12 protein-coding genes are annotated in these 14,072 nt (G+C 58.2%); 11 read left to right on the top strand and 1 reads right to left on the bottom strand.

What is annotated here, in order from left to right; genetic code table 11:
* The first annotated feature begins 289 nt into the window (after nt 1-289).
* The 6 genes from dnaJ (at nt 290) to ACM6IN_RS07010 (ending at nt 7,878) form a co-directional block, all read left to right on the top strand.
* On the top strand, nt 290-1,414 hold the full coding sequence (dnaJ, locus tag ACM6IN_RS07035) for a molecular chaperone DnaJ (protein WP_007915222.1): 1,125 nt from the start codon (nt 290-292) through the stop codon (nt 1,412-1,414).
* Between the two features lie 9 nt (nt 1,415-1,423).
* Entirely contained in the window at nt 1,424-2,230 is an 807-nt protein-coding gene (gene dapB / locus ACM6IN_RS07030) for a 4-hydroxy-tetrahydrodipicolinate reductase (protein WP_007915223.1), read from the top strand.
* Between the two features lie 257 nt (nt 2,231-2,487).
* The gene (gene carA, locus ACM6IN_RS07025) at nt 2,488-3,624 is read left to right on the top strand and encodes a glutamine-hydrolyzing carbamoyl-phosphate synthase small subunit (RefSeq protein WP_007915228.1); all 1,137 of its coding nucleotides are present in this window, start codon (nt 2,488-2,490) and stop codon (nt 3,622-3,624) included.
* A 126-nt stretch (nt 3,625-3,750) separates the two neighbouring features.
* The gene (carB, locus tag ACM6IN_RS07020; protein WP_007915231.1) at nt 3,751-6,972 is read left to right on the top strand and encodes a carbamoyl-phosphate synthase large subunit; all 3,222 of its coding nucleotides are present in this window, start codon (nt 3,751-3,753) and stop codon (nt 6,970-6,972) included.
* Nucleotides 6,969-7,445 carry a transcription elongation factor GreA gene (gene greA, locus ACM6IN_RS07015; protein WP_003221530.1) on the top strand — a complete coding sequence of 159 codons (477 nt, stop codon included), beginning with the start codon at nt 6,969-6,971 and terminating at the stop codon, nt 7,443-7,445. The genes carB and greA overlap by 4 nt, the downstream gene beginning before the upstream one ends.
* A 28-nt stretch (nt 7,446-7,473) precedes the next feature.
* Nucleotides 7,474-7,878 (top strand): hypothetical protein, encoded by a 405-nt coding sequence (locus ACM6IN_RS07010; RefSeq protein ID WP_007915233.1) that lies wholly within the window; start codon nt 7,474-7,476, stop codon nt 7,876-7,878.
* A 9-nt stretch (nt 7,879-7,887) separates the two neighbouring features.
* Here the strand turns inward: ACM6IN_RS07010 and ACM6IN_RS07005 are convergent, their stop codons facing one another.
* Nucleotides 7,888-8,196 (bottom strand): YhbY family RNA-binding protein, encoded by a 309-nt coding sequence (locus ACM6IN_RS07005; protein WP_007915235.1) that lies wholly within the window; start codon nt 8,194-8,196, stop codon nt 7,888-7,890.
* Nucleotides 8,197-8,297: 101 nt separating this feature from the next.
* Between ACM6IN_RS07005 and rlmE the strand changes: the two genes are divergently transcribed.
* The 5 genes from rlmE to tpiA all read left to right on the top strand — a co-directional run bounded on the left by rlmE (nt 8,298) and on the right by tpiA (nt 14,072).
* On the top strand, nt 8,298-8,927 hold the full coding sequence (gene rlmE, locus ACM6IN_RS07000; RefSeq protein WP_007915237.1) for a 23S rRNA (uridine(2552)-2'-O)-methyltransferase RlmE: 630 nt from the start codon (nt 8,298-8,300) through the stop codon (nt 8,925-8,927).
* 202 nt (nt 8,928-9,129) lie between these two features.
* Nucleotides 9,130-11,037 carry an ATP-dependent zinc metalloprotease FtsH gene (gene ftsH / locus ACM6IN_RS06995; RefSeq protein WP_016986501.1) on the top strand — a complete coding sequence of 636 codons (1,908 nt, stop codon included), beginning with the start codon at nt 9,130-9,132 and terminating at the stop codon, nt 11,035-11,037.
* An 8-nt stretch (nt 11,038-11,045) separates the two neighbouring features.
* A complete protein-coding gene (folP, locus tag ACM6IN_RS06990) occupies nt 11,046-11,897 on the top strand; it encodes a dihydropteroate synthase (RefSeq protein ID WP_095114216.1) in 852 nt (283 codons plus the stop codon).
* A gap of 16 nt (nt 11,898-11,913) precedes the next feature.
* The gene (glmM, locus tag ACM6IN_RS06985) at nt 11,914-13,251 is read left to right on the top strand and encodes a phosphoglucosamine mutase (RefSeq protein ID WP_007915247.1); all 1,338 of its coding nucleotides are present in this window, start codon (nt 11,914-11,916) and stop codon (nt 13,249-13,251) included.
* 65 nt (nt 13,252-13,316) lie between these two features.
* The gene (gene tpiA, locus ACM6IN_RS06980) at nt 13,317-14,072 is read left to right on the top strand and encodes a triose-phosphate isomerase (RefSeq protein ID WP_007915248.1); all 756 of its coding nucleotides are present in this window, start codon (nt 13,317-13,319) and stop codon (nt 14,070-14,072) included.

Raw genomic sequence — 14,072 nt, 5'->3', positions numbered from 1 at the left:
TCGGTCGGTTGACTGCCTTCAGGCAGTGACTGGTAGGATGTCGCCGCGCGGGAGCTAGCTCCCGCGTTGGCGTATCTGGAATACGCGAATTTTTACAGCATGCGACAAGGTTCGGATGTTGGCGGTATGGCCGGGAATGCTCCTGCTTTTCGTGCCGAAAGTACCGCAAGAAACAAAGACCAGGATCGTTGAATTGACGTGAGTTGGGTCCGGGCCTGTATTGGGGCTCAACGAGTTTGGCCATCCTCAGGAGGGGTTTGCCGAACGTCCTCAAGAGTGCAGAAGACTTATGGCAAAGCGTGACTATTACGAAGTGTTGGGTGTTGAGCGCGGCTCAAGCGATGCGGACCTGAAGAAGGCTTACCGTCGTCTGGCGATGAAGCACCACCCGGACCGTAATCCCGATGACAAAGCGTCGGAAGAAATGTTCAAAGAGGCCAATGAGGCCTACGAAGTGCTGTCCGACTCGAGCAAGCGTGCGGCGTACGATCAGTACGGCCATGCCGGCGTCGACCCGAGCATGGGTGGCGGTGGTGCCGGCTTCGGTGGTCAGAACTTCTCGGATATCTTTGGTGATGTCTTCAGTGACTTCTTCGGTGGCGGTCGCGGCGGTTCCCGTGGCGGCGCTCAGCGTGGCAGCGACTTGCGCTACACCCTGGAGCTGAACCTGGAAGAAGCGGTGCGCGGCACCACCGTGAATATCCGTGTGCCGACGCTGGTCAATTGCAAGCCGTGCGATGGTTCCGGCGCGAAAAAAGGCTCATCGCCATCGACGTGCCCGACCTGCGGCGGCATCGGTCAGGTGCGCATGCAGCAGGGCTTCTTCTCGGTGCAGCAGACCTGCCCGCGTTGCCATGGCCAAGGCAAGATCATTTCCGATCCGTGCGATTCCTGCCACGGTGACGGTCGCGTTGAAGAGTACAAAACCCTGTCGGTCAAAGTGCCGGCCGGCGTCGATACCGGCGACCGCATTCGTCTGTCCGGCGAAGGCGAGGCGGGTACGCAAGGTGGTCCGACGGGCGACCTGTATGTAGTCATCAATGTGCGCGAGCACGACATTTTCCAGCGCGATGGCAAGCATCTGTTCTGCGAAGTACCGATCAGCTTCGTTGACGCAGCACTGGGTGGTGAGTTGGAAATCCCGACCCTCGACGGTCGCGTCAAACTGAAAATCCCTGAGGGTACTCAGACCGGCAAGCAGTTCCGCGTGCGTGGTAAAGGCGTGGCGCCGGTACGTGGCGGCGGTGCGGGCGATTTGATGTGCCGTGTGGCGGTCGAGACGCCGGTCAATCTGAATCGTCGTCAGCGCGAGCTGCTGGAGGAGTTCCGCAGTTCGCTGGCAGACGACAACAGTCATTCGCCGAAAACCACTGGCTGGTTCGATGGTGTGAAGCGCTTCTTCGGCGATCTCTAAGGAGTCGGCATGCGACGTATAGCTGTGATGGGCGCTGCTGGGCGCATGGGTAAGATTCTGGTCGAGGCCGTGCAGCAGAGTGCGCCGCTGACCGGTTTGACCGCCGCGGTGGTTCGTCCTGGCAGCACGCTGATCGGCGTCGATGCCGGTGAGCTGGCCTCGCTGGGTCGCATCGGCGTGCCGTTGTCCGGGCATGTCGAAGCTGTGGCTGAAGAGTTCGACGTATTGATCGACTTCACGCTGCCGGAAGTGATGCTGAAAAATCTGGCGTTCTGCCGCAAGGCAGGCAAGGCCATGGTCATCGGCACCACCGGGCTGGACGCTGCGCAGAAGCAGTTGCTGGTCGAGGCGGGCAAGGACATTCCTATCGTCTTCGCGGCCAACTTCAGTGTCGGTGTCAATCTGTCGCTGAAGTTGCTCGATATGGCAGCGCGTGTGCTGGGTGATGATGCCGACATCGAAATCATCGAAGCTCATCACCGTCACAAGATCGATGCGCCTTCGGGTACGGCGTTGCGCATGGGTGAAGTGATCGCCGGTGCGCTGGAGCGTGATCTGCAGAAAGTCGCGGTCTACGGTCGTGAGGGTCATACCGGCGCTCGTGAGCGTGAAACCATCGGTTTCGCCACCGTGCGTGGTGGTGATGTGGTGGGTGATCACACCGTGCTGTTCGCCTGCGAAGGTGAGCGTCTGGAGATCACGCACAAGGCGTCGAGCCGCATGACGTTTGCCAAGGGCGCGGTGCGTGCGGCGGTGTGGCTGGATGGTCGCGAGCCTGGCCTGTATGACATGCAAGACGTGCTCGACCTGCGTTGATACACTGCTGAACCCAGCGCAAACGCCCTGTTTGCGCTGGTTTTTCTCCGCTTGGCGACGACCTGTCGCATTCTCCGGCCTTTTAGGCTCTTTAGCGGTGGACCAAAAAAGCCTTTTTCTGTAAGCTACAGCTTTAGTGTGTCCACTAAAAGCGCGCAGAATAATTCAGTGAAGAAGCGGGGTGACGTGTCCATACGTCACTCCGCTTTTTTACAACCTGCGATCGCCCTTTCATGCGTTATTTACGGGAGGTCTTCTTGACTAAGCCAGCCATACTTGCCCTTGCTGATGGCAGCATTTTTCGCGGCGAAGCCATTGGTGCCGACGGTCAAACCGTTGGTGAGGTGGTGTTCAACACCGCAATGACCGGCTATCAGGAAATCCTTACCGATCCTTCCTACGCCCAACAGATCGTTACCCTGACTTACCCGCACATCGGCAACACCGGCACCACGCCGGAAGACGCCGAGTCCGATCGCGTCTGGTCCGCTGGCCTGGTCATCCGTGACCTGCCGCTGGTAGCGAGCAACTGGCGTAACACGATGTCCCTGTCCGACTACCTGAAAGCCAACAACGTTGTGGCAATCGCCGGTATCGACACCCGTCGCCTGACCCGCATCCTGCGTGAAAAAGGCGCACAGAACGGCTGCATCATGGCCGGCGACAACATCTCCGAAGAAGCGGCAATCGCCGCTGCGCAAGGCTTCCCGGGCCTGAAGGGCATGGACCTGGCGAAAGTCGTCAGCACCAAGACTCAATACGAATGGCGTTCGACTGTCTGGGATCTGAAAACCGACAGCCACGCGACCATCGACGCTTCCGAGCTGCCGTACCACGTGGTTGCCTACGACTACGGCGTCAAGGTCAACATCCTGCGCATGCTGGTCGAGCGCGGCTGCCGCGTCACCGTGGTGCCTGCCCAGACTCCAGCTGCCGATGTACTGGCGCTGAAGCCGGACGGCGTGTTCCTGTCCAACGGCCCTGGTGATCCGGAGCCATGCGACTACGCGATCAAGGCGATCAAGGAAGTCCTGGAAACCGAAATTCCGGTATTCGGCATCTGCCTCGGTCACCAACTGCTGGCACTGGCCTCCGGCGCCAAGACCCTGAAAATGGGCCACGGCCACCATGGTGCCAACCACCCGGTGCAGGATCTGGACACTGGCGTCGTGATGATCACCAGCCAGAACCACGGTTTCGCGGTAGACGAAGAAACCCTGCCAGCCAACGTGCGTGCGATCCACAAATCGCTGTTCGACGGCACCCTGCAAGGCATCGAGCGCACCGACAAGAGCGCGTTCAGCTTCCAGGGTCACCCTGAAGCGAGCCCGGGCCCGAACGACGTCGCGCCACTGTTCGACCGCTTCATCAACGAGATGGCCAAGCGACGCTAAGCGTTCGCCTTGAGACTGTAGAGAGAAGCCCCTCGAGGGCGGCCCCGACACCGGCGGCCCCTTCGAGACTTCAGAAATCGATCAAGACGGCTTGCCGACTGACCTGCGGATTTGAGTGACAAACCCATGCCAAAACGTACAGACATTAAAAGCATCCTGATTCTCGGCGCTGGCCCGATCGTTATCGGCCAGGCCTGCGAATTCGACTACTCCGGCGCCCAGGCCTGTAAAGCCCTGCGCGAAGAGGGTTACCGCGTCATCCTGGTGAACTCCAACCCGGCCACCATCATGACCGACCCGGACATGGCCGACGCTACCTACATCGAGCCGATCAAGTGGCAGACCGTTGCCAAGATCATCGAAAAAGAGCGTCCGGACGCGGTGCTGCCAACCATGGGCGGCCAGACGGCTCTGAACTGCGCCCTGGACCTGGAGCGCGAAGGCGTTCTGGAGAAGTTCGGCGTAGAAATGATCGGCGCCAACGCCGACACCATCGACAAGGCTGAAGACCGTTCGCGTTTCGACAAGGCGATGAAATCCATCGGCCTGGCGTGCCCGCGTTCCGGTATCGCCCACAGCATGGAAGAAGCCAACGCGGTTCTCGAAACCCTGGGCTTCCCGTGCATCATCCGTCCGTCCTTCACCATGGGTGGCACCGGTGGCGGTATCGCTTATAACCGTGAAGAGTTCGAAGAAATCTGCGCCCGTGGTCTGGACCTGTCGCCGACCAAAGAGCTGTTGATCGACGAATCGCTGATCGGCTGGAAAGAATATGAAATGGAAGTTGTCCGCGACAAAAAGGACAACTGCATCATCGTCTGCTCGATCGAAAACTTCGACCCGATGGGCGTGCACACCGGTGACTCGATCACCGTGGCTCCTGCGCAAACCCTGACCGACAAGGAATACCAGATCCTGCGTAACGCCTCCCTGGCGGTACTGCGCGAGATCGGCGTCGAGACGGGCGGTTCCAACGTTCAATTCGGTATCTGCCCGAACACTGGCCGCATGGTCGTGATCGAAATGAACCCGCGTGTATCGCGTTCCTCGGCACTGGCTTCGAAAGCCACCGGTTTCCCGATCGCCAAAGTTGCGGCCAAGCTGGCTGTGGGTTACACCCTGGACGAACTGTCGAACGACATCACCGGCGGCAAGACCCCGGCGTCCTTCGAGCCGTCGATCGACTACGTCGTGACCAAGCTGCCACGTTTTGCCTTCGAGAAATTCGCCAAGGCCGACGCACGCCTGACCACGCAAATGAAGTCGGTTGGTGAAGTCATGGCCATCGGCCGTACTTTCCAGGAATCCCTGCAGAAAGCTCTGCGCGGTCTGGAAGTGGGCGTTTGCGGTCTGGACGAGAAGCTCGACCTGAGCAACCCGGAAAGCATGAGCGTGCTCAAGCGTGAACTGACCGTGCCGGGCGCTGAGCGTATCTGGTACGTGGCGGATGCTTTCCGCGCCGGCCTGTCGGTCGAAGACATCTTCGGCATGAACATGATCGATCCGTGGTTCCTGGTGCAGATCGAAGATCTGATCAAGGAAGAAGAGAAGGTCAAGACCCTCGGTCTGTCCGCTATCGACCGCGACCTGATGTTCAAGCTCAAGCGCAAAGGCTTCTCCGATCAGCGTCTGGCCAAGCTGCTGGGTGTGACCGAGAAGAACCTGCGTACGCACCGCCAGAAGCTGGAAGTGTTCCCGGTCTACAAGCGCGTTGACACCTGCGCCGCCGAGTTCGCCACCGACACCGCTTACCTCTACTCGACCTACGAGGAAGAGTGCGAAGCCGCACCGTCGGGTCGCGACAAGATCATGATTCTGGGTGGTGGTCCGAACCGTATCGGCCAGGGCATCGAGTTCGACTATTGCTGCGTTCACGCTGCCCTCGCTCTGCGCGAAGACGGCTACGAAACCATCATGGTCAACTGCAACCCGGAAACCGTTTCCACTGACTACGACACTTCCGACCGTCTGTACTTCGAGCCGGTAACCCTGGAAGACGTGCTGGAAATCTGCCGCGTCGAGAAGCCGAAAGGTGTGATCGTTCAGTACGGCGGCCAGACTCCGCTGAAACTGGCTCGCGCTCTGGAAGCCGCTGGTGTGCCAATCATCGGCACCAGCCCTGACGCCATCGACCGTGCTGAAGACCGTGAGCGCTTCCAGCAAATGGTTGAGCGCCTGAACCTGCGTCAGCCGCCTAACGCCACCGTGCGTAGCGAAGACGAAGCGGTTCGCGCTGCCGCGAAAATCGGTTATCCGCTGGTGGTGCGCCCGTCCTATGTACTGGGCGGCCGCGCGATGGAAATCGTTTACAAGGAAGACGAGCTCAAGCGTTACCTGCGTGATGCAGTGCAAGTGTCCAACGACAGTCCGGTGCTGCTCGACCACTTCCTCAACTGCGCCATCGAAATGGACGTGGATGCGGTCTGCGACGGTAAAGACGTGGTGATCGGCGCGATCATGCAGCACATCGAACAGGCTGGCGTTCACTCCGGTGACTCCGCGTGCTCGCTGCCGCCGTACTCGCTGCCGGCGCATATCCAGGACGAGATGCGCGAACAGGTCAAGAAAATGGCCCTGGAACTGGGCGTTGTCGGCCTGATGAACGTGCAGCTGGCTTTGCAAGGCGAAGACATCTACGTCATCGAAGTCAACCCGCGTGCTTCCCGTACCGTACCGTTCGTATCGAAGTGCATTGGTGTTTCCCTGGCGATGATCGCTGCCCGCGTAATGGCCGGTAAGACTCTGAAAGAAATCGGCTTCACCAAAGAAATCATCCCGAACTTCTACAGCGTGAAAGAGGCGGTGTTCCCGTTCGCCAAATTCCCTGGCGTTGACCCGATCCTTGGCCCAGAGATGAAGTCGACCGGTGAAGTGATGGGCGTCGGCGACACCTTCGGTGAAGCATTCGCCAAAGCCCAGATGGGCGCCAGCGAAGTGCTGCCGACCGGCGGTACTGCGTTCATCAGCGTGCGCGATGACGACAAGCCACTGGTTGCAGGCGTAGCCCGCGATCTGATCAACTTGGGTTTCGAAGTGGTTGCCACTGCCGGTACTGCCAAGCTGATCGAAGCCGCAGGCCTGAAAGTGCGCCGTGTGAACAAGGTGACCGAGGGGCGTCCGCACGTGGTCGACATGATCAAGAATGACGAAGTCACCCTGATCATCAACACCACCGAAGGTCGTCAGTCGATCGCTGATTCGTACTCCATTCGTCGTAATGCCTTGCAGCACAAGATCTATTGCACCACCACCATTGCTGCTGGCGAAGCTATCTGTGAAGCGCTGAAGTTCGGTCCGGAAAAGACCGTGCGCCGCTTGCAGGATCTACACGCAGGATTGAAGGCATGATCAAATACCCAATGACCGTCCAGGGCGCTAAAGCCCTGGAAGAAGAACACGCTCACCTGACCAAGGTCGTCCGTCCGAAGCTTAGCCAGGACATCGGTACGGCCCGCGAGTTGGGTGACTTGAAAGAGAACGCTGAATACCATGCCGCCCGCGAACAGCAAGGCATGGTCGAGGCGCGGATTCGCGACATCGAAGGCCGGATTCAGAATCAGGTCATCATCGATGTCACAACTATTCCGCACACCGGCAAAGTGATTTTCGGTACCACCGTCGAAATCGCCAACGTCGAGACCGATGAAAGCGTCACTTACCACATCGTGGGTGAGGATGAGGCTGACTTCAAACTCGGCAAGATTTCGGTCGGCTCGCCTTTGGCCCGTGCCTTGATTGGCAAGGAAGAGGGCGATGTGGTCGCCGTGAAAACGCCAAGCGGCGTGATCGAGTACGAGATTGTCGAAGTCCGTCACATCTGAAAAAGGGCGCCCGCTGCACGCGGGCGCCATGCTTTGGCAGCTGACTCAGATGCTCTGGGTCGGCGGTCTATGGCTGATTCATCTCGGTTTGCAGCCGGCGCTGGGCCAGATTGGCCTGGCACCGTTGCTGATCGATGAAGTCGCCAGTGCATTTGAAGTGCTGGTGGTGGGGTTTTCCGCCGCATGCGTTATTTTTCAGGCTTTGGTGCTGGTACAGGCCGAGGGCCTTGCCAGTCTATGGCGAGATTTTCGCGGACAGGTTCTGTTGATGGCGATGTACGCGTGTGCGATGTTTGTCGCAGTGCGTGTCGGCTGGCCGGATGCGCAGCGCTGGCAGGTATTCAGTTATCTGGTTCTGGGGTTTTCCGGGCTGGTGCTGGTGATGCAGCCTGTGCCGGGATGGAGTGGCAGGGTGCGCCAGGCACACCCTTGACCCCATTCATCACTTGAAGCGATGAACGTTCGACAGCTGCTTGTTGACGCTGAAGTTCTTGCGGTAAATCAGTGCCATCTTGCCGATGACCTGCACCAGGTCCGCTTTGCCAACCTTGCACAGTTCTGCGATGTGCGCCAGGCGCGACTCGCGATCGAGGATGTTGAGCTTGATCTTGATCAGCTCGTGATCCGCCAAGGCGCGTTCAAGTTCGGCTAAAACACCTTCAGTCAAACCGTTGTCAGCCACCGTCAAAACCGGTTTCAGGTGGTGGCCAATGGATTTGTACTGTTTCTTCTGCTCTGGAGTGAGCGGCATAATCTGACCCTTTCGTCTGGATTCTGTAAAATGGCGGCCATTTTACCCGAGGGCTCGTGGATCCGCCCAATTAATCACGACCCTTATCAACGAGGTGCCCAATGGCGCGTTCCAAGACAAGCCTTGGTTGGCTGAAAAGACATGTCAATGATCCTTATGTGAAACAAGCACAGAAGGATGGCTACCGCTCGCGTGCGAGTTACAAGCTTCTGGAGATCCAGGAGAAATACAAGCTGATCCGTCCCGGCATGAGCGTGGTCGACCTGGGTGCAGCGCCCGGTGGCTGGTCGCAGGTCACCAGCCGGCTGATCGGTGGTCAGGGGCGTCTGATCGCCTCGGACATCCTGGAAATGGACAGTATCCCTGACGTGACCTTCATTCAGGGAGACTTCACCGAGGACGAAGTGCTCGGGCGGATTCTTGAGGCTGTGGGTAATTCGCAGGTGGACCTTGTGATTTCCGATATGGCCCCCAATATGAGTGGTACGCCTGAAGTGGATATGCCAAAAGCCATGTTCCTTTGCGAGTTGGCGCTTGATCTGGCTGAACGGATACTCAAGCCGGGTGGTAATTTCGTGATCAAGATTTTTCAGGGTGAAGGGTTTGATGTTTACCTGAAGGATGCTCGCAAGAAGTTCGACAAGATCCAGATGATCAAGCCGGACTCCTCTCGTGGCAGCTCCCGCGAGCAATACATGCTGGCTTGGGGTTATCGCGGGCGTAGCGAGTAAAACGAGGTTTTTGTGCGGGGTGATAGGTTTTTAGTATTTCGCCCGGCTAGCATTAACGAATATTGTGTAGAAAGTGTTTCACAAAGGGTTACAGACGGCGCCTGCCAGAGTCGTAGGTAATGTAGTAAGTTAGGCCGGTGAATATCATGCGAAGCGCGCGCCAGTAGCGGAGCTTGCTTCAGAGGGTAGTTAATTGAACGATATGGCAAAGAATCTGATCCTGTGGTTGATCATCGCGGCTGTCCTGGTGACGGTGATGAACAACTTCTCCAGCCCTAACGAGCCGCAGACCCTCAACTATTCCGACTTCATCCAGCAGGTCAAGGATGGCAAGGTCGAGCGCGTAGCCGTTGATGGTTATGTGATTACCGGCAAGCGTAACGACGGCGACAGCTTCAAGACCATTCGTCCGGCAATCCAGGACAATGGCCTGATCGGCGATCTGGTCGACAACCACGTTGTGGTTGAAGGCAAGCAGCCTGAGCAGCAAAGCATCTGGACCCAGTTGCTGGTAGCCAGCTTCCCGATCCTGGTGATCATCGCGGTGTTCATGTTCTTCATGCGCCAGATGCAGGGCGGTGCCGGTGGCAAGGGCGGACCGATGAGCTTCGGCAAGAGCAAGGCGCGCCTGCTCTCCGAAGATCAGGTGAAAACCACTCTGGCTGACGTTGCTGGTTGCGACGAAGCCAAAGAAGAAGTCGGCGAACTCGTTGAGTTCCTGCGTGATCCGGGCAAGTTCCAGCGTCTGGGTGGCCGCATTCCTCGTGGCGTGCTGATGGTCGGCCCTCCGGGTACCGGTAAAACCTTGCTGGCCAAGGCGATTGCCGGCGAAGCCAAGGTTCCGTTCTTCACCATTTCCGGTTCTGACTTCGTCGAGATGTTCGTCGGTGTCGGTGCCAGTCGTGTTCGTGACATGTTCGAGCAGGCGAAGAAGCACGCGCCTTGCATCATCTTCATCGATGAAATCGACGCCGTCGGTCGCCATCGTGGCGCCGGCATGGGTGGCGGTCACGACGAGCGCGAGCAGACCCTCAACCAATTGCTGGTTGAGATGGACGGCTTCGAGATGAATGACGGCATCATTGTTATCGCTGCCACCAACCGTCCAGACGTACTCGACCCTGCGCTGCTGCGTCCGGGGCGTTTCGACCGTCAGGTCGTGGTTGGTTTGCCGGATATCCGTGGCCGCGAGCAGATTCTCAAGGTTCACATGCGCAAGGTGCCAATGGGTGACGACGTCGCTCCGGCCGTAATCGCGCGTGGTACTCCGGGCTTCTCGGGTGCTGACCTGGCCAACCTGGTCAACGAAGCGTCGCTGTTTGCTGCGCGCAGCGGCAAACGCATCGTTGAAATGAAAGAATTCGAACTGGCCAAAGACAAGATCATGATGGGCGCCGAGCGCAAATCGATGGTCATGTCCGAGAAAGAAAAGCAGAACACCGCTTATCACGAAGCGGGCCATGCCATTGTTGGTCGCGTCGTCCCTGAGCATGATCCGGTCTACAAGGTGTCGATCATTCCGCGCGGTCGTGCGCTGGGTGTGACGATGTTCCTGCCGGAAGAAGATCGCTACAGCCTGTCCAAGCGCGCGCTGATCAGTCAGATCTGCTCGCTGTACGGCGGCCGTATTGCGGAAGAAATGACCTTGGGCTTCGACGGTGTGACTACCGGCGCTTCCAACGACATCATGCGTGCCAGCCAGATTGCGCGGAACATGGTGACCAAGTGGGGCTTGTCGGAAAAACTCGGTCCGTTGATGTATGCCGAAGAAGAGGGTGAAGTATTCCTCGGTCGTGGCGGTGGTGGGCAGGCTGCCAGCTTCTCCGGTGAGACAGCCAAGCTGATCGACTCCGAAGTGCGCAGCATCATTGATCAGTGCTACGGCACGGCCAAACAGATTCTCACGGATAACCGTGACAAGCTCGACGCCATGGCTGATGCCCTCATGAAGTATGAAACGATCGATGCTGAACAGATCGATGACATCATGGCAGGTCGTACACCTCGCGAGCCTCGCGACTGGTCGGGTGGCACAGGTACTCCGCCACCACCAGTGGTTCGGGACGAGCGTCCGGAAACACCGATTGGCGGTCCGGCTGCTGACGTTTAAGGTTTGAAATGACTTCTGTACAGTCCCTGACCCGGTTGCCTTGCGGCAACCGGGTTCTTGATTTGGCCCAGACGCATGTCATGGGCATTCTCAATGTCACCCCCGATTCTTTCTCCGACGGCGGCCAATACAGTCAGCTGGATGCGGCCTTGCGTCACGCCGAAGCTATGGTTGCAGCCGGTGCGACGCTGATTGATGTCGGTGGCGAATCCACGCGTCCCGGTGCGCGAGCTGTCTCTCCGCTTGAGGAGCTTGAGCGCGTCGCGCCGATCGTCGAGCTGATCAATCGCGAGCTTGATGTGATCATCTCGGTGGATACGTCTACTCCTGCCGTCATGCGCGAAACTGCGCGGTTGGGCGCCGGGCTGATCAACGACGTGCGCTCGCTGCAGCGCGATGGTGCGCTGGATGCGGCGGCAGCTACCGGTTTACCGGTGTGCCTCATGCATATGCTCGGTGAGCCCGGTGACATGCAGGACAATCCGCAGTATCAGGATGTCACGCGCGAGGTGGGCGAGTTTCTCGCTGAGCGCATGACACAGTGTGCGGCGGCAGGTATTCCTGCCGAGCGCATCATCCTCGATCCGGGTTTCGGTTTCGCCAAAACCCTGCAGCACAATCTAAGCTTGTTCAAGCACATGGAAGCCCTGCATGCGTTGGGTCGGCCGCTGCTTGTTGGTGTTTCTCGAAAAAGCATGATTGGCCACGCCCTGAATCGTCCTGTGGGCGAACGGCTGCACGGTGGATTGGCATTGGCTGCATTGGCATCGGTAAAAGGTGCGCGAATTTTGCGTGTCCATGACGTGGCGGAAACGGTAGACGTGGTGCGGATGATCGCGGCCGTGGAATCAGCCGAATAAGAATGATGGAGCACTTATGAGCAAGAAATACTTTGGTACTGACGGCATTCGTGGTCGAGTCGGTGAATACCCGATTACTCCTGACTTCATGCTCAAGCTCGGCTGGGCGGCCGGCATGGCCTTTCGCAAAATGGGCGCCTGCAAAGTGCTGGTCGGCAAAGACACGCGGATTTCCGGTTATATGTTTGAGTCGGCACTTGAGGCTGGTCTGACGTCGGCGGGAGCTGATGTGATGCTGCTAGGCCCGATGCCGACGCCGGCCATCGCCTACCTGTCGCGAACGTTCCAGGCTGAGGCCGGTATCGTGATCAGTGCCTCGCACAACCCGCATGACGATAACGGCATCAAATTTTTCTCCGGTAAGGGCACAAAGCTGCCGGATGAGCTGGAGTTGATGATCGAGGAATTGCTCGATACTCCGATGACCGTGGTCGAGTCGAGCAAAATCGGCAAGGTTTCGCGGATCAACGACGCATCGGGTCGCTACATCGAATTTTGCAAGAGCAGTGTGCCAACCGGTACCAGTTTTTCCGGCCTCAAAATAGTAATCGACTGTGCGCACGGCGCGACCTATAAAGTGGCTCCGAGTGTCTTCCGGGAGCTGGGTGCAGAAGTCGTCGTACTGTCGGCCCAGCCTAACGGTCTGAACATCAACGAGAATTGCGGCTCGACCCATATGGGGCAGCTGCAGGCGGCGGTACTGGCTGAACATGCTGATCTAGGTATTGCCTTTGATGGCGACGGTGATCGGGTTTTGATGGTCGATCACACGGGCGCCATCGTTGATGGCGACGAATTGTTGTTCATCATCGCTCGTGATCTGCATGAGCGTGGCAAATTGCAGGGCGGCGTGGTCGGTACATTGATGAGCAACCTGGGTCTGGAGTTGGCGCTGGCCGATCTTTCGATTCCGTTCATTCGTGCCAATGTCGGCGACCGCTACGTGATCGCCGAACTGCTTGAGCGCAATTGGCTGGTCGGTGGCGAGAATTCGGGGCATATCGTTTGCTTCAATCACACCACAACCGGTGATGCGATCATCGCAGCTTTGCAAGTACTGATGGCACTGAAGGCCCGCAATGAAGGACTGGCGCAAACACGTCAGGCTTTGCGCAAGTGCCCTCAGGTGCTGATCAATGTGCGTTTCGGTGGTGGCGAAAGTCCGCTGGAACACCCGGCTGTCAAGGAAGCCAGTGCGCGCGTCACCCAGGCAATGGCAGGACGCGGACGCGTGCTTTTGCGCAAGTCCGGGACAGAGCCTCTGGTGCGCGTAATGGTCGAAGGCGAGGACGAAACTCAGGTTCGTAACTATGCCGAAGAGCTGGCAAAACTGGTAACTGAAGTTTCTGCCTGATTCGGCTTGCAAGCCATGATTGTGTTGGGTAACATCTGCGCCCACTTTGACCGACGAGGTACAGCATGCGTCGCCCTATGGTAGCTGGTAACTGGAAGATGCACGGTACCCGCGCCAGCGTCGCTGAGCTGATCAACGGCCTTCGTCATCTGGCCTTGCCAAGCGGTGTTGATGTCGCGGTATTTCCGCCTTGCTTGTATATCAATCAAGTGATTGATGGCTTGAAAGGCAAATCGATTTCGGTCGGTGCGCAGAATTCTGCGGTGGAAGCCATGCAAGGTGCATTGACCGGTGAAATTGCTCCGAGTCAGTTGGTGGATGCAGGTTGTTCCCTGGTACTTGTCGGGCACTCCGAACGCCGCCAGATAATGGGCGAGCGAGACGGTATGCTGAATCGCAAGTTCGCAGCGGCACAGGCATGCGGCTTGATTCCGGTGTTGTGCGTAGGGGAGACTCTCGAGCAGCGCGAAGCCGGGAAAACTCTTGAGGTTGTCGGGCGTCAGCTGGGCAGTATCATTGAGGAGCTGGGTGTAGGTGCCTTTGCCAAGGCAGTCATTGCTTACGAGCCTGTCTGGGCCATTGGTACCGGACTGACTGCAACGCCGCAACAGGCTCAGGATGTGCATAAAGCCATTCGCGAGCAGTTGGCGGCAGAGAATTCTGAAGTCGCACGAGGTGTGCGGCTTCTATACGGCGGCAGCGTGAAGGCGGCCAATGCGGTCGAACTGTTCGGCATGCCGGATATCGATGGGGGGCTCATTGGTGGAGCTTCCCTGAATGCAGATGAGTTCGGTGCGATCTGTCGCGCCGCGGGAAACTGA

It is taken from the genome of Pseudomonas sp. IT-P395 (assembly GCF_949767675.1).
Classification (GTDB): domain Bacteria; phylum Pseudomonadota; class Gammaproteobacteria; order Pseudomonadales; family Pseudomonadaceae; genus Aquipseudomonas.
The sequence above is the reverse complement of the archived record's forward strand: the minus strand, read 5'-3'. Positions and strand labels throughout refer to the sequence as shown.